20 protein-coding genes are annotated in these 22,423 nt (G+C 67.1%); 9 read left to right on the forward strand and 11 right to left on the reverse strand.

The genetic code is table 11. The features are described 5' to 3' along the window. Positions 1–31 precede the first annotated feature (31 nt). Positions 32–1,630, reverse strand: a complete 1,599-nt coding sequence (locus tag ASF72_RS15495; protein ID WP_050687394.1) for an ABC-F family ATP-binding cassette domain-containing protein — start codon at positions 1,628–1,630, stop codon at positions 32–34. 290 nt (positions 1,631–1,920) lie between these two features. Between ASF72_RS15495 and ASF72_RS15500 the strand changes: the two genes are divergently transcribed. The 3 genes from ASF72_RS15500 to ASF72_RS15510 are packed head-to-tail and all read left to right on the forward strand — an operon-like array spanning position 1,921 to position 3,923. After that, on the forward strand, positions 1,921–2,562 hold the full coding sequence (locus ASF72_RS15500; protein ID WP_050687396.1) for a biotin transporter BioY: 642 nt from the start codon (positions 1,921–1,923) through the stop codon (positions 2,560–2,562). A gap of 9 nt (positions 2,563–2,571) precedes the next feature. Continuing rightward, positions 2,572–3,303 (forward strand): energy-coupling factor ABC transporter ATP-binding protein, encoded by a 732-nt coding sequence (locus ASF72_RS15505; RefSeq protein ID WP_056600398.1) that lies wholly within the window; start codon positions 2,572–2,574, stop codon positions 3,301–3,303. Then, positions 3,300–3,923 (forward strand): energy-coupling factor transporter transmembrane component T family protein, encoded by a 624-nt coding sequence (locus tag ASF72_RS15510; RefSeq protein ID WP_056600399.1) that lies wholly within the window; start codon positions 3,300–3,302, stop codon positions 3,921–3,923. The genes ASF72_RS15505 and ASF72_RS15510 overlap by 4 nt, the downstream gene beginning before the upstream one ends. An 11-nt stretch (positions 3,924–3,934) precedes the next feature. Here the strand turns inward: ASF72_RS15510 and ASF72_RS15515 are convergent, their stop codons facing one another. Next, positions 3,935–5,122 carry a thiolase family protein gene (locus ASF72_RS15515; RefSeq protein WP_056600402.1) on the reverse strand — a complete coding sequence of 396 codons (1,188 nt, stop codon included), beginning with the start codon at positions 5,120–5,122 and terminating at the stop codon, positions 3,935–3,937. Continuing rightward, positions 5,112–6,524 (reverse strand): class I adenylate-forming enzyme family protein, encoded by a 1,413-nt coding sequence (locus ASF72_RS15520; protein ID WP_056600404.1) that lies wholly within the window; start codon positions 6,522–6,524, stop codon positions 5,112–5,114. The genes ASF72_RS15515 and ASF72_RS15520 overlap by 11 nt, the downstream gene beginning before the upstream one ends. 60 nt (positions 6,525–6,584) lie before the next feature. Here ASF72_RS15520 and ypfJ point away from each other — a divergent pair, with 60 nt between their 5' ends. Then, positions 6,585–7,469: a KPN_02809 family neutral zinc metallopeptidase gene (gene ypfJ, locus ASF72_RS15525; RefSeq protein ID WP_056600407.1), complete on the forward strand. Its 885-nt coding sequence runs from the start codon at positions 6,585–6,587 to the stop codon at positions 7,467–7,469. 61 nt (positions 7,470–7,530) lie between these two features. Here ypfJ and ASF72_RS15530 read toward each other — a convergent pair whose 3' ends face one another. From ASF72_RS15530 to ASF72_RS15555, 6 genes are all read right to left on the reverse strand, one after another. Next, the gene (locus ASF72_RS15530; RefSeq protein WP_050684829.1) at positions 7,531–7,863 is read right to left on the reverse strand and encodes a metal-sulfur cluster assembly factor; all 333 of its coding nucleotides are present in this window, start codon (positions 7,861–7,863) and stop codon (positions 7,531–7,533) included. 10 nt (positions 7,864–7,873) lie between these two features. Then, complete coding sequence (gene sufC / locus ASF72_RS15535) at positions 7,874–8,662, reverse strand: Fe-S cluster assembly ATPase SufC (protein WP_050684828.1); 789 nt, start codon at positions 8,660–8,662, stop codon at positions 7,874–7,876. Positions 8,663–8,740: 78 nt separating this feature from the next. After that, positions 8,741–9,100, reverse strand: coding sequence for a non-heme iron oxygenase ferredoxin subunit (locus ASF72_RS15540; protein ID WP_050684827.1), 360 nt, complete (start codon positions 9,098–9,100; stop codon positions 8,741–8,743). A 20-nt stretch (positions 9,101–9,120) separates the two neighbouring features. Beyond that, positions 9,121–10,407, reverse strand: a complete 1,287-nt coding sequence (sufD, locus tag ASF72_RS15545; protein WP_050684826.1) for a Fe-S cluster assembly protein SufD — start codon at positions 10,405–10,407, stop codon at positions 9,121–9,123. Positions 10,408–10,409: 2 nt separating this feature from the next. Further along, positions 10,410–11,873: a Fe-S cluster assembly protein SufB gene (gene sufB, locus ASF72_RS15550; RefSeq protein ID WP_050684825.1), complete on the reverse strand. Its 1,464-nt coding sequence runs from the start codon at positions 11,871–11,873 to the stop codon at positions 10,410–10,412. Beyond that, complete coding sequence (locus tag ASF72_RS15555; protein ID WP_082178215.1) at positions 11,873–12,715, reverse strand: helix-turn-helix domain-containing protein; 843 nt, start codon at positions 12,713–12,715, stop codon at positions 11,873–11,875. The genes sufB and ASF72_RS15555 overlap by 1 nt, the downstream gene beginning before the upstream one ends. A gap of 107 nt (positions 12,716–12,822) precedes the next feature. Between ASF72_RS15555 and ASF72_RS15560 the strand changes: the two genes are divergently transcribed. From ASF72_RS15560 to ASF72_RS15570, 3 genes are read left to right on the forward strand one after another with little or no spacing between them, the layout of a single operon-like run. Next, positions 12,823–13,791 (forward strand): ABC transporter ATP-binding protein, encoded by a 969-nt coding sequence (locus tag ASF72_RS15560; protein WP_050684823.1) that lies wholly within the window; start codon positions 12,823–12,825, stop codon positions 13,789–13,791. Continuing rightward, positions 13,788–14,603 (forward strand): ABC transporter permease, encoded by an 816-nt coding sequence (locus ASF72_RS15565; protein WP_082178214.1) that lies wholly within the window; start codon positions 13,788–13,790, stop codon positions 14,601–14,603. The genes ASF72_RS15560 and ASF72_RS15565 overlap by 4 nt, the downstream gene beginning before the upstream one ends. Before the next feature lie 7 nt (positions 14,604–14,610). Then, positions 14,611–15,561: a COX15/CtaA family protein gene (locus tag ASF72_RS15570; protein ID WP_050684822.1), complete on the forward strand. Its 951-nt coding sequence runs from the start codon at positions 14,611–14,613 to the stop codon at positions 15,559–15,561. 72 nt (positions 15,562–15,633) lie between these two features. Here ASF72_RS15570 and ASF72_RS15575 read toward each other — a convergent pair whose 3' ends face one another. Continuing rightward, on the reverse strand, positions 15,634–17,982 hold the full coding sequence (locus ASF72_RS15575) for a SulP family inorganic anion transporter (protein ID WP_056600410.1): 2,349 nt from the start codon (positions 17,980–17,982) through the stop codon (positions 15,634–15,636). A gap of 142 nt (positions 17,983–18,124) precedes the next feature. Between ASF72_RS15575 and ASF72_RS15580 the strand changes: the two genes are divergently transcribed. After that, complete coding sequence (locus tag ASF72_RS15580) at positions 18,125–18,808, forward strand: SDR family NAD(P)-dependent oxidoreductase (RefSeq protein WP_050684820.1); 684 nt, start codon at positions 18,125–18,127, stop codon at positions 18,806–18,808. A gap of 22 nt (positions 18,809–18,830) precedes the next feature. Here ASF72_RS15580 and ASF72_RS15585 read toward each other — a convergent pair whose 3' ends face one another. Continuing rightward, on the reverse strand, positions 18,831–19,790 hold the full coding sequence (locus ASF72_RS15585) for a heme o synthase (protein WP_050684819.1): 960 nt from the start codon (positions 19,788–19,790) through the stop codon (positions 18,831–18,833). 510 nt (positions 19,791–20,300) lie between these two features. Here ASF72_RS15585 and tkt point away from each other — a divergent pair. Further along, the gene (gene tkt, locus ASF72_RS15590) at positions 20,301–22,418 is read left to right on the forward strand and encodes a transketolase (RefSeq protein ID WP_056600412.1); all 2,118 of its coding nucleotides are present in this window, start codon (positions 20,301–20,303) and stop codon (positions 22,416–22,418) included. Positions 22,419–22,423: the final 5 nt, after the last annotated feature.

Consider the following 22,423-nt stretch of genomic DNA (forward strand, 5'->3'; position numbering starts at 1 on the left):
TTCTCAACCGGCAGTGTTCACACCGGGCGGATCACGCCAGGGTGATCAGGTCCAGGTAGTCTTCGTTCCAGTGGTCCTCGACGCCGTCCGGCAGCAGGACAACACGCTCCGGATTGAGGGCCTCGACGGCCCCCTCATCGTGGCTGACCAGGACGACGGCGCCGCTGTAGTTCTTGAGGGCCCCCAGGATCTCGGCGCGGCTGGCCGGGTCCAGGTTGTTGGTGGGCTCGTCCAGGAGCAGTACGTTGGCGCTGGAAGCCACGATGGTGGCCAGCGCCAGGCGGGTCTTCTCGCCGCCGGACAGCACACCGGCGGGCTTGTCCACGTCATCTCCGGAGAACAGGAACGAACCGAGGATGCCGCGCACCTCCGCATCCTTCATGTCCGGGGCCGAGGAACGCATGTTTTCAAGGACCGTACGGTCCACGTCCAGGGTTTCGTGTTCCTGGGCGTAGTAGCCCACCTTGAGGCCGTGGCCGGCGATCACATCACCGGTGTCCGGCTTGTCGACACCGGCGAGCATCCGCAGCAGGGTGGTTTTGCCGGCACCGTTGAGGCCCAGGATGACCACCTTGGAGCCGCGGTCGATCGCCAGGTCCACGTCAGTGAAGATTTCCAGTGACCCGTAAGACTTGCTGAGGCCCTCCGCGGTGAGCGGGGTACGGCCGCAGGGTGAGGGGTCCGGGAACCGGAGCGCTGCCACGCGGTCGTTCTCGCGGACTGCTTCCAGGCCGCTGAGCAGCCGTTCGGCTCGTTTGGCCATGTTCTGGGCAGCGACGGCCTTGGTGGCCTTTGCGCGCATCTTGTTGGCCTGGTCAAAGAGGACCTGGGCCTTCTTTTCGGCGTTGGCACGCTCGCGCTTGCGTGCCCGCTCGTCGGTTTCGCGCTGGGTGAGGTACCGCTTCCAGTCCATGTTGTAGAAGTCGATCTGAGCCCGGTTGGCATCCAGCAGGAACACCTTGTTAACCGTGGCTTCAAGCAGTTCGGTGTCGTGGCTGATCACGATCAGGCCGCCCTGGTGGTTCTTCAGGAAGTCACGCAGCCAGGCGATGGAGTCGGCGTCCAGGTGGTTGGTGGGTTCGTCAAGGAGCATGGTTTCGGCATCCGAGTAGAGGATGCGGGCCAACTCCACACGGCGGCGCTGGCCACCGGACAAGGTCTTAAGGGGCTGGTTCAGGAGCCGGTCCGGCAGGGCAAGGTTGGAGCAGATCGCTGCGGCCTCGGCTTCGGCGGCGTACCCGCCGGCGGCCAGGAACTCGGATTCGAGCCGGTCGTAGCGGTTCATGGCCTTGCGCTGGACCGCGGCGTCGTCGCTGGCCATTTCCTCGTGGGCGAGGCGGAGCTTGCTGACGGCGATATCCAGGCCGCGGACGGACAGGATCCGGTCCCGTGCCAGCTGTTCCATGTCCGGGGTGCGCGGGTCCTGCGGCAGGTAGCCGATCTCCCCCGTGCGGGTGACTTTGCCGGCAGCAGGCAGGCCCTCGCCGGCCAGGACCCGGGTCAGCGTGGTTTTGCCGGCACCGTTGCGGCCCACCAGGCCGATTTTGTCGCCCTTGTCGATCCGGAAGCTCACCTGGTCCATGAGGAGCCGTGCACCGGCACGCAGTTCAAGATCCTGGACAGTAATCACAGCAGGTAAGGCCTTTCACAACAGGGGAACGCCGCAGCCCGCTTCATCGGATCCGGAGCGGGCGGGGCAGAGTGGCCGGAGAACGGCCCACCCAAGTCTACCGTCCATGGCTTCAGCGCATAACCGCCGGGGACGGTGCCGTCCATCACCGCACCCGCTGACGGCCTTTGTTTCCACTCTCAGGTTGCCGGCTCCGGCTTTAGTAGGACCCCTACAAAATCCGGCCACCGCCGCCCCGGTAGCGTCGGCGGTACGAATTGACCTGCTTGTACAACCCCGACAGGACCCCCATGAGCAACACCGCACCCTCCCCCACCAAGACCCACACCCCGGGCCGGACCCGCTGGAACGCCACGGACCTGGGCCTGATCGCCGTCTTCGCCGCGCTGGTGGCCGCCGCGGCGCTCGCGCCCGCCCTGGCCATTACGGGAATCGGCGTCCCCATCACTTTCCAAACCCTGGCGGTGATGCTGACCGGCCTGGTGCTGGGCCCGGCCCGGGCGTTTGCCGCCGTCGGCCTTTACGTCCTCCTGGGCCTTGCCGGCCTGCCCATTTTCAGCCTGGGCCGCAGCGGCCTGGCGGTCCTGGCGGGCCCCTCCGCCGGGTACATCATCGCCTTCCCCATCGCCGCGGCTGTTGTTGGCTGGCTGGCCACCTTGGTGATCCGCAGGACCACCAAGGCCCGCACGCTGTGGTTCTTCGCCTCCGCCTTGCTGACCAGCGCCGTGGTGGTCCACTCGCTGGGTGTGGCCGGCATTGCCATCACCACCAAGGCCACCCTGGGCCAGGCATTCCTCAGTGACGCCGTGTTTTACCCGGGAGACATTGTCAAGAACATCCTTGCCGCCGGTATCGCCGTCGCCCTGCACCGCGCCTTCCCGGACATCCTGGTGCGGCGTGCCAAGCGCACCGCCCGGCCCGTTGCCGCGTAGCCGCGCCGGATGCCCAAGGTAACGTTCGACGGCGTCTCCGTAGCCGTCGCGGTGGATCACCTGCCGGAGCCCAAGATGCTGCTGCAGGATGTCAGCCTGGAGCTCACCGAGGCGCGCGTTGGCGTGATCGGTGCGAACGGCTCGGGAAAGTCCACGCTCCTGCGCCTGGTCAACGGGCTGGTGCAGCCCAGCGAAGGCCACGTCGCGGTGGACGGGCAGGACACCGTCCGTGCTGTCCGGTCCGTCCGGCGGGCCGTGGGTTTTGTTTTTACCGACCCGCTGTCCCAACTGGTGATGCCCACGGGACGCGAGGACGTGGAACTGTCCCTGCGGCGGACAGCCCGCAACGGTGCCGAACGGCGCCGCCTGGCCGACGCGGCACTGGACCGGTTCGGGTTGCTGCCCCTGGCAGACCAAAGCATCTACGAGCTTTCGGGCGGCGAACGGCAGCTCCTGGCCCTGGCGGCAGTGCTGGCAGTGGACCCCGCCGTGTTGGTGCTGGATGAACCGTCAACGCTGCTTGACCTGCGGAACAGGGAACTGCTGCGCCGGACCCTGACCGGGCTGGACCAGCAGATCATTATGTCCACCCATGACCTGGACCTGGTCCTCGGGATGGACAGGGTGCTGGTCATCGACCAGGGCGCAGTGGTGTTTGACGGCCAGGCCGCAACCGCTGTCGCCTTCTACCGGGAACTGTGCCTGGCCGGCCTCGAGACTCCAGGGCCAGGTCCGCGGTGAAGGACCACGGTTTCCTTCTGGCCACCTACGCGCCAGGCACCTCACTGGTCCACCGCACGCCGCTGGCCGTGAAATTCCTGCTGGTCTTCGCCTGCGGCGTTGCCTCCTTCGTGGTGGCGGACTGGCGCTGGTCTGCGGTCGCCCTGGCGGCCCTGGCCGCATTGTTCCTGCTGTCCGGCGCCGGTTTCCGGCGGTTATGGCGCGCGGTCCGGGCCCTGGTGCCGGTGCTGCTGGTGATCGGGTTGTTCCAGGGTTGGCAGCTGGGTGCGCCAACGGCCGCCCGGATTGTCCTGAACATCCTGGTCTGCGTGGTGGCCGCGTCCATCCTCACCGTGTCCACGCCGGTCCAGCGCCTGTTGGACGGGGTGGTGGCGGCTGTCCGTCCGCTGCAGCGGTTCGGCGCCGACCCGGAACGGTTCGCCCTGACCATCGGCATTATGCTCCGCAGCATTCCGTATATCGCGGGCACCTTCGCCGATGTCCGCGATTCCGCCAAAGCACGCGGCCTGGAACGCAATCCCCGCGCCCTGGTCCTGCCCGTCTTCATCAGCTCGGTGGCTTACGCGCGCCGGACCGGCGAGGCGCTGGCCGCCCGCGGGCTGGGCGACGCGGAAGACTGACTTGGCCCGGCTCAGTCGCGGCTGATCCGCTCGTAGCGGAGGAGCGCGGCCGTGCCCATCCCCCCGGCCATGCTGATCAGGGCCAGCGCCAGGGTGCCGGCCACCCCCTGCGCGCGCGCCTGTGCCAGCAACCGGGTGACCAGGACGGCCCCGGACGCTCCATAGGCATGCCCCAGGGCCAGGGCGCCGCCGTCGGCATTAGCCAGCTCCGGGGCAATGCCCAGCAGGTCCAGGCAGGCCAGCGTCTGAGCGGCGAAGGCCTCATTGAACTCCACCAGGTCCACCTCTGCTGCTGCCAGGCCGGCCGCCGCCAGGACGCTGCGTGCCGCCGGAACGGCGCCAATGCCGAGGACCGCGGGGTCCACGCCGGCCGTGGCGGTGCCAAGCACCAGCAGCCCGTCCGCGGCGTTCAGTTCCCTGGCCCGCGCCAGCGAGGTCACCACCACGGCGGACGCCGCGTCCGCGTCAAAGCAGGAGTTTCCGGCGGTGACAGTGCCGCCGGGGACAAAAGCGGCCGGGAAACGCGCCATAACGGCGTTGTTCAGGCCTCGGCGGGGGCCGTCGTCGGCTGAAACCTCCGTGGCGCCTACGGCCACGGAGACAATTTCGCCGGAAAAGGTTCCGGCTGCTGCGGCAGCGAGGGCCCGGCCGTGGCTGGCCAGGGCCAGCGCGTCCTGGCGTTCCCGGCCAACAGCGTACTCCCGGGCCACGTTTTCCGCCGCGACGCCCATGTCCGGATCACCGAAACCCGCCGGTACAAACTGGGCCCGCGAATAGAACCGGGGCGTCCCGTCGGCATCCGGGCGGGCCCGGAGCGGTGCGGTGCTGGTGCTCTCCACTCCCCCGGCCAGGTACACGGGGTTTCCGCCGGCTGCCACCAGCCGGGCCGCCAGGGCGATGGCGTCCAGGCCGGAACCGCACTGGCGGTCAACGGTCATGCCGGGTACCCCCACGGGAAGGCCTGCCGCCAGCAGGGCGAGGCGGGCCACGTTGCCACCGGCGCCCACGGCGTTGCCGATCACCACATCCGCAACGGCGGCTGGGTCCAGCCCGGTGGTGCTGACCAGCCGGCGAAGCACAGGCGCCAGGAGTTCATGGGCCGGCACTGTGCGCAGCGGACCGTTGACCCGGCACACCGGGGTGCGCAGCGCCGCGATGATGACCGGTTGGCGGTCCGGGGGCAGCAGGTCAGGCGCCAAGGTTCTTCACCCGGGGATCGTGTCCGGCAATCCAGTCCAGCAGCAGGGTGCGGCTGACCTTGCCGCGGTCCGTGGCGGGCAGCTCGGTGAGCAGGAAGTACTGCAGCGGACGTTTGTCCCGCGGCAGGATGGCCTCCAGGCCGGCCCGCAGCGAGGTGGCCGTCAGCCCGCCATGGGCCGGGACCACCCCCGCCACCACCCGCTGGCCGCGGATGTCGTCAGGCATTCCGGCGGCCACGGCTGCGCACACGCCGGGGAGGGCGGAGAGGGCCAGCTCCACCTCATGCGGGTAGACGTTTTTCCCGGCGGTCAGGATCATGTCGGCGCGGCGGCCCAGGATGTGCAGTTCACCGTCACGCAGGAACCCCTGGTCCCCCACCGTGTACCAGTCGCCGAAAGAACGCAGTGCCTCGCCGTCGTCCCCCCAGAGGTAGCCGTTGCTGACCAGGCCGCTCCGGACGCAGATGTTTCCGGCGCCGTCGTCGGGTACCTGGGCCCCGGCGTCGTCAAGGATGCGGACCTCCACGCCAGGGAACGGCCGCCCGATGCCTGTGCCGCCAACCTCCGGAGGCCGGCCGGCAGGCAGCCCGGCACCCGAGACGAAGCTCAGCTCGGAGGCGCCGTAGTACTCGAAAATCGTGGCGTTGGGGGCCCACCGGCGGGCCGCCTGGAGCGTGCGCGCATCAAGCTTGGACCCGGCGCAGATGATGGTCCGGATGCCTGCTGCGTCCACCCCGCCGGCCAGGCCGCGTTCGCTGAGCATCCGGAGCATGGTGGGAACCAGGACCAGCCGGGTGACCCGGTCATAGGTGATGGCCGCGTGGATGTCCCCCACATCAAAGGAGGCCAGGGTCTGGAACTCGGAGCCGGCGTACAGGCATTCGGAGAGGGCGTACAGGTTGAGGCTGGCAGCCAGGGGGCCCGGGGCCAGTGTCACGTCATCCGCGCGGAGGCCGAAGAACTCGATCGACGCCTCAAACGATTCCTGCCAGGAACGCCGGGACCTGGTGAAGGCCTTGGGCAGGGACGTGGTTCCGGACGTCAGCCCGATCAGGAAGGTGGAGCCCGGCGGCCCGTCAGCCAGCAGGTCCGCGGCAGCGTCCGGAACCTGGCCGGGGACGGCGTGCGCGCGTACCGCCGCCACGATGTCCGCCTGCAGGCCGGCTGGCCAGGAGGGGTCCAGCACGGCGCACTGCCGCTCCCCCGCCACGGCTGCCGCGTACTGCAGGGCGAAATCCACGGAATTCTCCTGGCAGAGGGCCGTGATCGGTCCCGTGGCACCCAGCCGGGCCTCGGCGCCGTCGCGCAACTGCGCCCACGTGAGCCGGCGGCCGGCGATCACGACGGCGGGATGGTGCGGACGTTCGTCGGCCCAGCGCTGGAGTCGGTCAAGAAAAGGCATCGGATCAACTTTACCGGCAGGCTCCGGTCCGGCGCCGTGGCCGCGGGCTATTGTGACCCTATGAGTTTCAATGACAATGTGCAGCTGGACCCTTCGCAGGTCCAGGACCGCCGCGGCATGGGCCGCGGCGTAAAAGTGGGCGGCGGCATCGGCGGCGGACTTGTCCTCCTGGTGGCGCTGCTCCTGGGCATCAACCCGGACCTCCTGGGCGGCCTGGCAGGCACCCAGGCACCGCAAACCCAGCAGCAGGGCACGGCGCCGGCCTGCTCCACAGGTGCGGACGCCGATGCGCGCGAGGACTGCCGCATCACGGGCACGGTCAACAGCCTCAACGCTTTCTGGCCGGCCTACCTGCAGCAGTACAACGTGCAGTACCCGCAGCCCGAGACCGTCATTTTCGAGGGCGGCACCGACACCGGCTGCGGTTCGGCCACCAGCGCCGTGGGTCCGTTCTACTGCCCCACGGACACCACCGCTTACTTCGACCCGGGTTTCTTCCAGGAACTGGTGGACCGGTTTGGGTCCTCCGGCGGTCCACTGGCCCAGGAATACGTGGTGGCCCATGAGTTTGGCCATCACGTCCAGAACATCCTGGGCGACCTGGACCGCGCGCAACAGGATCCGCAGGGGCCGGAGTCCGGCGCCGTCCGTACGGAACTGCAGGCCGACTGCTACGCGGGGCTCTGGGCCCGCCACGCCACCACCGTTGCGGACCCGGCTACCGGCCAGCCGTACCTGGAACCGTTGACCCAGCAGGACCTGAACGATGCCTTGTCGGCCGCGTCCGCCGTGGGCGATGACCGCATCCAGGCGTCCGCCACCGGCCAGGTCAACCCGGAAGCCTGGACCCACGGTTCCAGCGAGCAGCGCCAGGCCTGGTTCAGCAAAGGCTACGAAACCGGCGACATCAAACAGTGCGACACCTTCGCCGCCGCCAACCTTTAAGGCACGTACGACGACGGCCGGTTACCTTTTGCGAAAAAGGTAACCGGCCGTCGTCGTACTTTCAGATGTTGAAGCCGAGGGCCCGCATCTGGTCCTTGCCGTCGTCCGTGATCCGCTCGGGACCCCACGGCGGCATCCAGACCCAGTTCAGGCGCCACTCGTCCACAACGCCGTCGAGGGACTTGCCCACCTGCTCCTCGAGGACGTCGGTGAGCGGGCATGCTGCGGTGGTCAGCGTCATGTCGATCAGCAGCGCGCCGTCGTCGTCGGAGTACTTGAGCCCGTAGAGCAGGCCCAGGTCCACGATGTTGACGCCGAGCTCGGGATCGATGACATCCTTCAACGCCTCTTCGACGTCCTCCAGGGCCGTCTGGCCCGGCTTGATATCAGTCATGGCGGGTTCCTTACAGGGCCGGTGCCGCAGCGATGGCGGCAGCGCCGGCGCCCTTGGCGTAACGGTCGTAGCCTTCGTCTTCCAGGCGGTCGGCGAGCTCCGGGCCGCCCTCTTCAACAACCTGGCCGTCAACGAAGACGTGGACGAAGTCAGGCTTGATGTAGCGCAGGATCCGGGTGTAGTGCGTGATGAGCAGCGTGCCCATGTTGCCCTCGGAGTGGGCGCGGTTGACGCCTTCGGAGACGACCTTGAGCGCGTCGACGTCCAGGCCTGAGTCGGTTTCGTCCAGGATGGCGAACTTGGGCTTGAAGAGCTCAAGCTGAAGGATCTCGACCCGCTTCTTTTCGCCGCCGGAGAAGCCTTCGTTGACGTTGCGCTGGGCGAAGTCGGCGTCGATGCGCAGCTGCTCCATGGCAGCCTTGACGTCCTTGGTCCAGGTGCGCAGCTTGGGGGCTTCGCCGTCGATGGCGGTCTTGGCGGTGCGCAGGAAGTTGGTCATGCTCACGCCGGGAACCTCGACAGGGTACTGCATGGCGAGGAAAACGCCGGCGCGGGCACGCTGGTCAACGCTCATTTCCAGGACGTCTTCGCCGTCCAGCGTGATGGAGCCGCTGGTGACGTTGTAGCGGGGGTGTCCGGCGATGGTGGAGGCCAGCGTGGACTTGCCGGACCCGTTGGGGCCCATGATGGCGTGGGTTTCGCCGGTCCGGATGGTCAGGCTGACGCCCTTCAGGATTTCCTTGGTGCCCTGCTCCGTCTCAATGCTGACGTGCAGGTCCTTGATCTCAAGAGTAGACATATGTCTTGTTCTCCTCTGCACCGGCCTGGCGGCTGCGGTGCGGTCTTTGTCTGGAAGTTGGTTCGTGAATCTGTGGTGCTAGCTGAAGGTTGGTGCCTCGGCGCCGTTGAGGACGTTGCTGAAGTCCACGTAGACCTCGTCGGCCCGGATTTCAACAGCGAACACAGGAACGGGATCGTAGGCGGGCAGCTGCAGGGGCTGGCCACTGCGCAGGTCGAACTGGGAGCCGTGGCCCCAGCACTCGATGGCGCACCCTTCCACTTCGCCCTCGGACAGGGAAATGTCCGCGTGCGAGCAGGTGTCGCCGATCGCATGGATTTCCCCCATGGAGTCCTTGACGATGGCCACCGGGTAGTCCTCGATCAGGATCCGCAGGGCCTGCTTCGGCGAAATGTCATCGACTTTGCAGACGAGTTCGCCTTTTGGCTGGTCAGTCATGTGTTCCCGTGCCCCGTGCCTTAGTTTTCCGTCAGCGCGAGTTCGCGCTCCACGGCGTCCGTGAGGCGTTCCTCAAGGGCGGGTACCTTGATCTGCTGGATGATCTCGTTCAGGAAGCCACGGACCACGAGGCGGCGGGCCACGTTTTCCGGGATGCCGCGGGCCATCAGGTAGAACAGGTGCTCGTCATCCAGCCGGCCGGTGGCGCTGGCGTGGCCGGCACCCTCGATCAGGCCCGTCTCGATTTCGAGGTTCGGGACGGAATCGGCGCGGGCGCCGTCCGTGAGCAGCAGGTTGCGGTTGGCCTCGTAGGTGTCGGTGCCTTCTGCTTCCTTGCGGATCAAGACATCGCCCACCCAGACGGCGTGCGCGTTGCGGCCCTGCAGGGCACCCTTGTACAGCACGTTGGACTTGCAGTTGGCCACGGCGTGGTCAACAAACAGGCGCTGCTCAAGGTGCTGGCCGGCGTCGGCGAAGTACAGGCCGAACAGTTCGGCTTCGCCGCCGGGGGCGGTGAAACGCGCGGACGGCGTGACCCGGACCAGGTCACCGCCCAGGCTGACCATAACGTGCTTGAGCTTTGCGTCGCGGCCGATCTTTGCCTGCTGCGAGGAGGCGTGCACTGCTGCGTCGTCCCATTCCTGAAGGGACACCACCGTGAGGTTGGCGCTGTCCTCAACAACGATTTCGACGTTTTCGGCCACCACGGCGTTGCCGGTGTGGTTGAGCACAACAACGGCCTTGGAGAACTTCTTCGCCACGATCACCAGGTGCTGGGCGGCGGCGTCGGCCGAACTGCCCGTGATGTTGACGGTGATTTCCGAATCGGCTTCGAACTCTTCGGGGATGGTCACCACGGTGGCCTCGGCGAAGTTCTCCCAGGCGTTGGCGGAGACCCGGTCCTCCGGGATCCCGGCGGTGCCGATCCGCTGGTCGTCGCGGCCAACCGTTTCCACGATGACAGCGTCAGGACCGCTGACGGACACGGCGGGGGCCGCGCCGGAGAGGACCTCGCTGTGCAGGCCGCGGAGCCGTTTGAGCGGGGTGAAGCGCCAGTCCTCTTCCAGGCCGGTCAGCGGCTTGAAGTCCGCCAGCTTGTAGGAGGTCAGGCGGCCGGCGCGTGAGCTGTCCGGAATGCCTTCGCCGCCGCCGTGGGAGTGGCTCTTGGCAGAGGCTCCCGCCAGCGGGGACTTGGCGCCCGCAGCGTTGATGGGCGAAAGGCTTTCGCCCTCTTCAGTGAAACCGTCGATGAACGGCTGGGCTGAGGGCGCGCCGATGCGCGCTTTTTCGGTAGTGATTTCAGTCATCGTTATCCGACGGACCCTTCCATCTGCAGTTCAATCAGGCGGTTCAGCTCAAGTGCGTATTCCATGGGGAGTTCCCGGGCGATCGGCTCGATGAAGCCGCGCACGATCATCGCCATGGCCTCGTCTTCGCGCATGCCGCGGGACATCAGGTAGAACAGCTGCTCTTCGCTGACGCGTGACACGGTGGCCTCGTGTCCCATCACAACGTCGTCCTCGCGGATGTCGATGTACGGGTACGTGTCCGAGCGGCTGATGGTGTCCACCAGCAGCGCGTCACAGCGGACGGTGTTGGCGGAGTGCTTGGCGCCTTCACGGACCTGGACCAGGCCGCGGTAGGCGGCTCGGCCGCCGCCGCGTGCCACCGACTTGGAGATGATGGAGCTCTTGGTGTTCGGTGCGATGTGGACCATCTTGGAACCCGTGTCCTGGTGCTGGCCTTCGCCGGCGAAGGCGATGGACAGCGTCTCGCCCTTGGCGTGCTCGCCAACGAGGTAGACGGCCGGGTACTTCATGGTGACCTTGGAGCCGATGTTGCCATCGACCCACTCCATGGTGGCGCTTTCTTCGCAGATGGCGCGCTTGGTCACCAGGTTGTAGACGTTGTTCGACCAGTTCTGGATGGTGGTGTAGCGGACGCGGGCGCCCTTCTTCACCACGATCTCCACAACGGCGGAGTGCAGGGAGTCCGAGGTGTAGATCGGCGCCGTGCAGCCTTCGATGTAGTGGACGTAGGAGTCCTCGTCCGCGATGATCAGCGTCCGCTCGAACTGGCCCATGTTTTCCGTGTTGATGCGGAAGTAGGCCTGAAGGGGGATGTCCACGTGGACGCCCTTGGGGACGTACACAAAGGAACCGCCGGACCAGACGGAGGTGTTCAGTGACGCGAACTTGTTATCGCCCACGGGGATGACGGTGCCGAAGTACTCCTGGAAGATCTCCGGGTGTTCCTTCAGCGCGGTGTCGGTGTCGAGGAAGATGACGCCCTGCTGTTCCAGGTCCTCGCGGATCTGGTGGTACACCACTTCCGACTCGTACTGGGCTGCCACGCCGGAAACCAGGCGGCTGCGCTCGGCTTCGGGGATGCCAAGCTTCTCGTACGTGTTCCGGATGTCCTCGGGCAGGTCCTCCCAGGTGGCAGCCTGCTTCTCGGTGGAGCGCACAAAATACTTGATGTTGTCGAAGTCGATGCCGGAGAGGTCTGCACCCCAGGTGGGCATGGGCTTGCGGTCGAAGTACTTCAGGCCCTTCAGGCGCAGGTCAAGCATCCACTGGGGTTCGCTCTTTTTGGCCGAAATGTCCCGGACGACCTCTTCGCTGAGCCCACGTCGGGCGTTGGCGCCGACGTCGTTTTTGTCAGCCCAGCCATACTCGTAGTTACCGATGCCGTGGAGCTCGGGATTCTTTTCGAGAATCTCCGAGATCACAGTGCTTTCGGCTACCGCTTTCTCTGATAGTTGGTCCGTCATCACGGCCTTTCTTGCTGATGGTTGTTTACTTCAACCAGGCTGGCGGGGGCTGCCGGGGAGCCTGCGGGCTCCGGGGCAGACAGCCTGCCTGTGGGAATGTGGGTGGTGCAGACGTGGCCGCCGCGGGCCAGCGTGGAAAGCCGGCGGACGTCGACGCCCACCAGCCGGGAGAAAACTTCGGTCTCAACGTCGCAGAATACGGGGAAACGGGACGCGAGTTCCTGGATGGGGCAGTGTCCCTGGCACAGCTGGACGCTGGACAGGGCCGCCGGCAGCGGGGCCTTGGCTTCGATGGAGGCTGCGGAGGACACGAAGTTGTCCCGGCTCAGGGCATCGGAGAGCGCCTTGGCACGGTCGGCGATGTCCGGGCCTGCCTTGTCGATTTCCGGGGCGTAGCGGCGTTCCATGTCGGCGAAGCGTTCGACGGCGAACGCCCGGACAGCGTCCGGGCCGGCGGCTTTCTGGAGCTGCTGGAGCGCCAGGGCGGCGATGTCCAGGTAATCGTTCCCCAGGCTCGACTGGCCCTGCGAGCTCAGGACGTACCGCCGGGCGGGGCGTCCTGCGCCGCCGCCGGAGCGGGCAGCACGCTTGACTTCGATGACGCCCGCGCGCGAAAGGTTATCCAGGTGGCGCCGGACGGCGGCAGGGGTGAAGCCCAGAAGGTCGCCGAGTTCGGCGGCGCTCACGGGCCCGTGCTCCAGGACGGCGGACAGGACGCGGTCCCGGGTTCGGTCATCCGCGTCGGCCACCGCACCGGCGGCCACAGGGCTGCGGTGGGTGGGGGCCTGTGCGGCCCCGCGCCCGGTGACGGGCGCAACAGTAGCGTTACTCACGGAATACACAACACAATCATGTCGTAATTTAGTCCCGTCCTCCAGTAAGGACAGGCTGGCCTCGGCCTGGCGGCCGGCGCGGCGGCCGTAAGTACTACGTCCCGTAGAATACGTGGGTGCGATCCCCATCTTCCCCGGTCCTGTCCATTGACGGGCTCATCAAGGACGTCGGCCCCCTTTCCAGCCTCGACGGCCGGATGCTCCGCGTGGTCAGCGGTGTGTCGCTGACCGCGGAACGCGGCCAGGTCACCGCCCTCCTCGGCGCCAACGGAGCCGGTAAAACCACCACGCTCGAGTGCGCGCAGGGCCTGCAGAAGCGTACCGGGGGAACCATCACCCTGCTGGGCCAGGACCCCGCTGCGGCGGGGGCTGACCTGCGGTCCCGCGTTGGCGTGATGCTGCAGGACGGCGGCCTCCCTCCGTCGGCCAGGCCCATCCCGCTGCTGCGGCACGTCGCAGGCCTTTACGCCAACCCCTGGCCGGTGCCCGAACTCGTGGAACGGCTGGGCATCGACGCCTTCAGCCGAACCACTGTGCGCCGGCTCTCCGGCGGCCAGAAACAGCGCCTGGCCCTGGCTGCGGCGCTGATCGGCCGCCCCGAAGTGCTCTTCCTGGATGAGCCAAGCGCCGGCCTGGACCCGCAGTCACGCCAGGTGGTGTTCGAGCTCATCGCAGAACTCCGCGACGCCGGCATGGGAATCATCCTCACCACGCACCTGATGGATGACGCCCAGCGGCTTGCCGATTATGTCTACATCATCGACGGCGGCCGCAACGTAGCCGAGGGCACGGTCCAGGAACTGCTGCAGCGGGACCATGGCGTAACACCCGGCGCGGAGCAGGTGCGCACCCTGGTCTTTGATGCGGACCCCGGACTGGAGTTCGACGGCGTCCTGCCGCCCGGTGCGGAAATCCTCGAGGTCCGGGCCGGCAGCTACACGGTGACCGGCGCCCTGGCCCCGGCGCACCTGGCCGCTCTGGCCACCTGGTGGGAAGCACGCAACATCATGCCGACCGCCATGAGCCTGCAGGCGCGTAGCCTTGAAGACGTCTTTTTGGATATTTCGGGAAAGGACGTCCGATGAACGGGACCCCCGCAACCACCGGCCCTGCGCCGTCCCCCGGCGCTGCCGGAAACCCGGGCGGCAGCACGCTTTCCGGTCCGGCGACGCTGTTCCGGCGGGTGCTGCTGCAGGGCAAATACGAGGCGCTGGCGATGCTGCGGAACGGTGAGCAGCTGATCCTTGCCATCATCCTTCCGCTGCTGGCACTGGTGGGACTCACAGTCACGCCTTTCCTGGACGGCATGGGTGCCAGCCGGATCAACGTCGCCGTACCGGGCATCCTGGCACTGTGCGCCATGTCCACGGCCTTCACCGGCCAAGGGATCGCCACGGGGTTTGACCGCCGCTACGGTGTGCTCCGCTTCCTGTCCACCACTCCCCTGGGCCGCGGTGGACTGATCGCCGGCAAGGCCCTCTCCGTCCTGGTGGTCCTGTGCCTGCAGGTGGTGGTGGTGACCCTGGTGGCGCTGCTGCTTGGCTGGCAGCCGCCCGCCGCGGGGTGGCTGCCCGGCCTGCTGCTGCTGGTCCTTGGTGCAGGCGCCTTCACGGCGCTGGGCCTGCTGGTTGCCGGAACCGTCCGGCCGGAAGCCACCCTGGCCATCACCAACCTGCTGTGGATCCTGCTGGGCGCCCTCGGCGGGATTGTCATCCCGGGCGAACGGCTCCCGGGTGCCGCGCAGGCAGTGGTGCACTACCTGCCCTCAGGTGCGCTGGGCGAGTCCCTGCGTGAGGCATTCCTTGGCGGCACCCTGAACGGCGCCGCTGCCCTTGTCCTGCTGCTGTGGACGGTTATCGCCGGTGCAGCAGCCATCCGCTGGTTCAAATGGAATTGAGTTTTTCGTGAGCACGGTTTCCCGCCTTCCTCAACTAGCCGGCCGCCTTGCCGCGCGGCTGCCCCGCACGGTGGACAAGAGTGTCCGCCGCCTGGCCGTGGCCTCCCTGATCGGGCAGACCCTGCTGGTGGTGACCGGCGGCGCTGTCCGGCTGACCGCTTCCGGACTGGGCTGCCCCACCTGGCCGCGCTGTACCGAAACGTCCCTGGTGAACACGCCGGAGATGGGAATCCACGGCTTCATCGAATTCGGCAACCGGCTGCTTACTTTTGCGCTGGCCGCCGTCGCCGCCCTCCTGCTGGTGTACCTGTGGAACCTCCGCAAGGAACGCCGGGACCTGTTCCTGCTGGCCCTGGGCCTGCTCGCCAGCATTCCGGCGCAGGCTGTGATCGGTGGCATCACCGTCCTGACCCAACTCAACCCCTGGGTGGTGGGCCTGCACTTCCTGGTCTCCATGGCCCTGGTGGTCTTCGCCACCCTGCTGGTGAACCGGGCCTACGGGCGGACCGGCAGGTTCCCCGCCCTTCGGCTTCCCGCTGTTCCGGGCGTTATGCGCCCGCTGACCGCCGCCGTCGCCATCTTCTCCATCCTGGCCGTGATGCTGGGCGTGGTGGTCACCGGAGCCGGGCCCCACGCCGGCGACGCCGACGCCCCCCGCAACAACCTTGACTGGGACCTGTTCTCACACATCCATGCCGTACCGGCTTACCTGATTACAGCAGGAACCCTGGTGGCGGTGGCAGTGGTCCTGTTGCGCCGGATCAAGGGTCCGTTCCGTGCAGCCGTGCTGGGCCTGCTGGCCGTGACGCTGCTGCAGGGCGTCATCGGCTTCACGCAGTACTACAACGGCATTCCTGAACTGCTGGTTGCGGCGCACATGCTCGGAGCCGCGCTCTTGATGTCAGCCGCTACCAACGCCTGGGATGTTGCCCGCAGCAGCCCCGTGGCTGCCGGGTAGCAGCGCGGACTCCAGTCCCTGCGCAAGGCGCCCCGGTCCACCTGGACCGGGGCGCCTTCCATTTTTAAGACGTCAGGATGCCGCTGCAGGCACAGGAGTGTTGCCGGCAGCGGCATGCGCGGGATCGAGGACCTCGATCCCGCCGGGCGTCACCAGCACCACCCGCGCGGAGGCGATGTCGTAAAACAGCCCGGTCGCCTGGACGGTGCCGGCCGCCAGGGCCGGGCCCACCAGGGGGTGGCTTTCCAGTTTGGCCAGTTGAACGGCCACGTTGACCATTCCCAGCTGGTCGAGGCGGCAGTAGCCTGCCCCGGCTGCCGCCAGCGCCACGGGATGCCCGGCCACCAGTTCGCGGTAGCTGGGCCGGGCGTGGTCCAGCCAGGCCTCGAAACCGGTGCCCAGCGCAGCGTTTCCCGTTCCGCCGGCATCGTCGAAGAGGGCCTTCATGGCGCCGCAGTTCGAATGCCCGCAGATGACAATCGAATCCACGTCCAGGCCCTTGACCGCGAAGGAAAGCGCAGAATCGATGGAGGCATCCTGGCCGTCGTGGCACACCACGTTGCCGATGTTCCGGAGCGTCAGCAGGTCACCCGGTCCGCTGCTGGTGATGAGGTTCGGGTTGACCCTGGAGTCCACGCAGGCAACAAAGAGGGTGTCCGGGTTCTGGCTGTCCGCCAGGTCCTGCACCAGTGGCTTGACCTGGTCCGCAAAGCGGCGGTGGTACTTGTTGATCCCCAGCAGGATGGAGCGCAGCGGCCTGGCTGCGGCGGAACCGCCCTCAGCTGCCGCGTGGCCGGTGACAGCGGCAGCCGGCTCCTGCCACGTGGTCCGCGGCGGCAGCGGCAGCTCACGGGCTTCCTGCCGCTTGGGGGTATTGTCTGCCGCGTCCTGGAACAGGGTGTTGCCGTGTTCCTCGAGGCTGACGCTGCCGCCGGTTGCCTGGTACTGGTTCTGCCAGGCGATCAACGCCTCGCGGAATGCATGGTCCAGGTAGTCGGCGTTCATCTCCACCACCATCTGATGGCCTTCCGGGACTGCCTGCAGGACCCGGTTGAGGCGGGGCAACGCGAAGAAGCTGCAGGAGCCGGCAATGGTGATCCGCCAGGCGGCGTCTGGGCCGGCAGGCTGGTGGGCCTTGATCTCGGCCCGGAGCACCCGCCACAGTACGCTTGCCGCGGCAAGGGCCAGGCCGATGATCACACCCTCGAGCAGGTTGAGGAACACCACGCACAGCAACGTCACGGCGTAGACCAGCAGGTCACCGGTGCGCAGGCTGGTCCGGATGTCCGCCACCTTGATCAGCCGCGCCCCGATCACCACCAGGAGTCCGGCGAGGACCGACAACGGAATCAGTTGGATCAGTCCGGCGAAGAGGGCCGAGAAAGCCAGGATCCAGATGCCGTGCAGCACGGCCGAGGAACGGGTCCGGGCGCCGGCCTCGACGTTGGTGGCGCTCCGGACGATCACGCCCGTTACGGGCAGGCCGCCAAGCGATCCGGAAACAATGTTGGCTGCGCCCTGGCCCACCAGTTCCCTGTTGAGGTTGGTGCGGGGCCCGTTCTGCATCTTGTCGACGGCGACGGCGGACAGCAGGGATTCGATGCTGGCGATCAGGGCCATGGAGAGCACGGCAAACGCAATGGTCCGCCAGTTGCCGTCCGGAAGTTCCGGCAGCGCCACGGCGTCGAAAATTGATCCGCTAAAGGAAATCCGTTCCAGGCCTGGCGCCAGTGCCACGGAGAGGGCGGTGCCGGCGGTGACTGCGGCAAGCGGACCGGGAATGCGGCGGATGGCAGGCGGAAGGTATTTCCAGCCCAGCAGGATGCCGATGACAGCAAGGCCCAGCAGTGCGGCATGGATTTCGAGTCCGGTGATGGCGGCCGGAAGTGATGCGAGGTTTTCCAGGGCCGAGCCGGCCGGCTGGGCGCCCAGCAGGACCTGGAGCTGCTGCAGGATGATGGTGATGCCGATCCCCGCCAGCATCGCCTTGACCACTACGGGGGACACCGCCAGCGCTGCCCGGCCCACCCGGCTGATGCCCAGCAGGAGCTGGACGATGCCTGCAGCTGCGGTGATGGCGCAGGTGGCCTGCCAGCCGAACTGGTCCACCAGGCCCGCCACGATCACTGTCAGTCCGGCGGCAGGCCCGCTGACCTGCAGCGGCGAGCCGCCCAGGCTGCCGGCCACGAGGCCGCCGACGGCAGCGGCGATGAGTCCGGCCATGATGGGGGCGCCGGAGGCGGCCGCGATGCCGAGGGAGAGCGGCAAGGCCACCAGGAAGACCACCAGGGACGCTGGAATGTCGGCACCCAGGTGACGCAGGAAAGCCGGCCTGCGGAGCCCGGGACGCTTGCTGCCCGGCTGGCCTGGGTTCGGCGGGCTGTGGCTGGTGGACGGGAGGTTCGAGTGACCGGGGGCCATGGATATTCCTTTGCTTGCGGGAAGGATCCATTCCACCGTAACCAGTCAGTAACGCCGAGTGACCAAAAAAGTGATCAATATGACAAGCCTGTCATATCTAGGTTGCCGAAGTAAGTTCCACGTGCCGCAGTAGGGTTTTTCCATGGGACAACTGATGGTGGTAACGGGTGCCGGACGGGGATTCGGCCGTGCCTGCGCCGAAGAATTCAGCGCACAGGGCTGGGACGTGGTGGCGGTGGTCAGGTCGGCCCAGGGGCTGGAACCGTTCGACGGCGGCATCACCGTCGTCGAGCACAACGTCACGGCCGATCCCGCAGGCGTTTTCCGGGAGGCGCTGGGTGGGCGTGGCGTGGACCTGCTGGTCAACAACGCCGCGCAGGGTGCCCCGCGCGGCGGGGTCCGCGATGTGGATCCGGACCTGCTGCTGGCAAGCCTCGATACCAACGTGGCGGGGCCGCTCCGGCTGGTGCAGGAACTGCTGCCGGCCCTGCAGTTGACTCCCGCGCCTCTCATTATCAACGTCAGCTCGCGGCTGGGCTCCCTGTCCCGGCAGGCCGCCGGGCACTACGTCCACCTGGGCACCAGCTATGCGTACCGCGTCTCGAAGGCCGGGCAGAACATGCTGACCATCTCCCTGGCCAATGAACTCGGTGGCTCAGTCCGATGCTGGGCAGTTCACCCGGGCCAACTTGCCACGGCCATGGGTGTTCCCGGGGCGTCGAAGCTGCCGGCAACGGCCGCCGTCGAACTTCTCAAGCTGGTGGAAAGCGGCGACCCGGCTCCCCTGCGGTTCTGCGCGCTGGGCGGAGCCGACCTCGAATGGTGATGCCGGGCCGTAAAGTTGCCGGCTAACCTGCCATCACGGCGGGGCCGACGAACGGGTCAACGGCCAGGGCGATAAACAGCAGGGTGAGGTAGCTGATGGAGCCGTGGAACACCTTCATGGCGCGCTTGTCCGAGATCTCCTCGTGCTGGGCGCGGTTATACAGCGAGTGCGACTCGTAGAGGAACCATGCGCCGGCCACCACGGCCGTGACGGTGTAGACCCAACCGGCCCCGCCGGCGGGAACCATCAGCAGGGAGCAGGCCACCATGGCCCAGGCATACAGCACCACCTGCACGGAGACCACCTTGGCGCCCGCGATGGCGCCAAGCATGGGGACGTTGGCGTTGCGGTAATCCTCGCCGTAGCGCATGGACAGCGGCCAGTAGTGGGGCGGCGTCCACAGGAAGATGACCATAAACAGGATGATGGCGGGCCATTCCACCGAGTTGGTCACTGCCGCCCAGGCGATGACAACGGGGAAACAGCCGGCGGCACCGCCCCAGACGATGTTCTGGGCCGTGCGCCGTTTCAGGATGATGGTGTAGATGACCACATAGAAGAAGATGGCCGCGAGCCCCAGCCAGGCGGACAGGGGGTTGGCGCCGAACCACAGGATGGCGATGGCCGCGGCGCCCAAAAGCCAGGCAAAAACCAAAGCCTCGCGCGGGGTCACCTCACCGGTGACCAGGGGCCGCTTTTCGGTCCGGTGCATCAGTTTGTCGATGTCGCGGTCGATGTAGCAGTTGAAGGCGCCGGCACTGCCCGCGGCGAAAGCGCCACCCACCAGGGTGGCAAGGATCAAACCGATGGAGGGAAAGCCGCGCTCGGCGTAGATCATGGTGGGAAGTGTGCTCACCAGGAGCAGCTCGATCACGCGGGGCTTGGTGAGGGCGAGATACGCCTTGGCCTTACGGGCAAACCCAGGGCCCGTGGTCCCGGATGCTTTCAGCGGCGTATCGGTTGTGCTCACGGTGGCAGTCACCCGTTCTGTGTGGCAGTTCTGTCTGGCAATGCAGCTCATGTCCGGCGGCCGGCCCGTCCGCGCACCCGCAGCTTCAACCGGCGATCCGCAAACAGCCGGATTCCGGCCCGGACGTTGACGTCCGCTGACTGGAATTGGCCTCCCCTCATCATAGCGTGCCGGAACCCGCCGCCAGTCCGGCTGATATGCGGTGATGATCGCTCACGTGCCAATTCGAGCAGATTAACTCAACCTCACAGCAGGGCCATTCATAAAAGGGGAAATAGCGTCCACAACGTGAGATTTTTCCGATTTCCGGCGCGCGGGCGGGCTAAGCTGTCACCAGATCAGCGCGCGGCAGGAATGCCTTGGAAAACGCATTCCATGCCGGTTCGCGGCTGAGTGATAGATAACGTTTCGATGGTGAACGGCTGGTACACACCGCAGCGGGCGCCACACGGCGTGCCCCTGACCGGATCCGGTGTACCACCTGCCATCAGCACAGAGAGGGGCCCGGTTTTCGTGCCACATTTGGAAGAGCAAGAACTGTCATGGACCAGCTTGGACCAGCGCGCCGTGGACACCGTCCGCGTACTTGCCGCTGATGCAGTGGAGAAGGTGGGCAACGGCCACCCCGGAACGGCGATGAGCCTGGCCCCGGCCGCTTACCTCCTGTTCCACAAACTGATGCGCCACGATCCCCGGAACCCGGACTGGCTGGGCCGCGACCGCTTCATCCTGTCACCCGGCCATACGTCGCTGACCCTTTACATCCAGCTGTTCCTCTCCGGCTACGGCCTGGAACTGAAGGACCTCGAGGCGCTGCGCACCTGGGACTCGCTGACCCCGGGCCACCCCGAGTACAAGCACACCGCCGGCGTGGAGATCACCACCGGTCCGCTGGGCCAGGGCCTGGCCTCCTCCGTGGGCTTCGCCTACTCCCAGCGCCGCCAACGCGGTCTCTTCGACGCCGACGCCGCCCCGGGCACCAGCCCGTTCGACCACACCATCTGGGTCATCGCCTCGGACGGCGACCTCCAGGAAGGCGTCACCGCGGAGGCATCCTCCCTTGCCGGCCACCAGGAACTGGGCAACCTTGTTGTTGTCTACGATGAGAACCACATCTCCATCGAGGACGACACCGACATCTCCTTCACCGAGGATGTCCTGAAACGCTACGAGGCCTACGGCTGGCACACCCAGCGCGTTGACTGGACCAAGACCGGCGAATACGTCGAAGACGTCCAGGAGCTGTACACGGCACTGCTGGCCGCGAAGGCCGAGACCTCAAAGCCGTCCATCATCTCGCTGCGGACCATCATCGGCTACCCGGCCCCGAAGAAGCAGAACACCGGCAAGATCCACGGTTCCGCGCTGGGCGCAGAGGAAGTCGCAGGCCTCAAGGAGGTACTGGGCTTTGATCCCGCCAAGTCCTTCGACGTGGACCAGGACGTCCTGGCACACGCCCGCTCCGTTGTGGACCGCGGCGCAGCAGCGCACAAGGAATGGGAAGAGTCCTTCAACGCCTGGCAGGCAGCCAACCCGGAGGGTGCAGCACTCCTGCAGCGCATCGAGTCCAAGGAACTTCCCGACGGCGTCGACGCGGCACTGCCTGTCTTCCCGGCCGGCAAGGACGTTTCCACCCGCGCCGCCTCCGGCAAGGTACTGAACGCACTGGGTCCGGTCCTGCCGGAACTCTGGGGCGGCTCCGCCGACCTCGCCGAGTCCAACAACACCACGATTGAAGGCTCTCCGTCCTTCATCCCGGCGTCCAAGCAGACCGACGCCTGGTCCGGAAACCCCTACGGCCGGGTGCTGCACTTCGGCATCCGTGAGCACGCCGCCGCAGCAATCGTCAACGGCATCAGCCTGCACGGCAAGACCCGCGCCTTCTCCGGTACGTTCCTGATCTTCAGTGACTACCAGCGGCCCGCCATCCGCCTCGGCGCCCTGATGGGGGCCTCATCCCTGTACGTATGGACGCACGACTCAATCGGCCTGGGTGAGGACGGCCCCACCCACCAGCCCGTGGAACAGCTCGCCACCCTGCGCGCCATTGTGGGCCTGGACGTTGTCCGCCCCGGTGACGCCAACGAGGTATCCATTGCCTGGAAGACCATGCTGGAAAACCACGCCAACCCGGCCGGCATTGTCCTGACCCGGCAAAACATCCCCACCTGGGAACGCGGCGAAGGTGCAGCCGACGGCGACGTCTTCGGTTCCGCCGCAGGCACCGCCAAGGGCGGCTACGTCCTCGCCGAAGCCAGCCGGGACGGTGCCACCGTTCCCGCCGACGTTGTCCTCATCGGCACCGGTTCCGAGGTCCAGCTGGCCGTCCAGGCCCGCGAGGCACTCCAGGCGGAAGGCATCGCCGCCCGCGTTGTGTCCATGCCGTGCGTCGAATGGTTCAACAAGCAGGACGCCGCCTACCGCGAATCCGTCCTGCCTGCTGACGTCAAGGCACGCGTCTCCGTCGAGGCCGGCCTTTCGCTGGGCTGGAAGGAATTCGTTGGCGACGCCGGGCGTTCCATCTCGCTCGAGCACTACGGCGCATCCGCCGACTACAAGCGCCTTTTCCAGGAGTTCGGCATCACCGCGGAAGCAGTAGCTGCCGCCGCCAAGGACTCCCTCTCCGGCCTCCAGGCCTGAACCCG

Origin of the sequence: Arthrobacter sp. Leaf141 (genome assembly GCF_001424565.1) — a bacterium.
Lineage (GTDB): Bacteria > Actinomycetota > Actinomycetes > Actinomycetales > Micrococcaceae > Arthrobacter.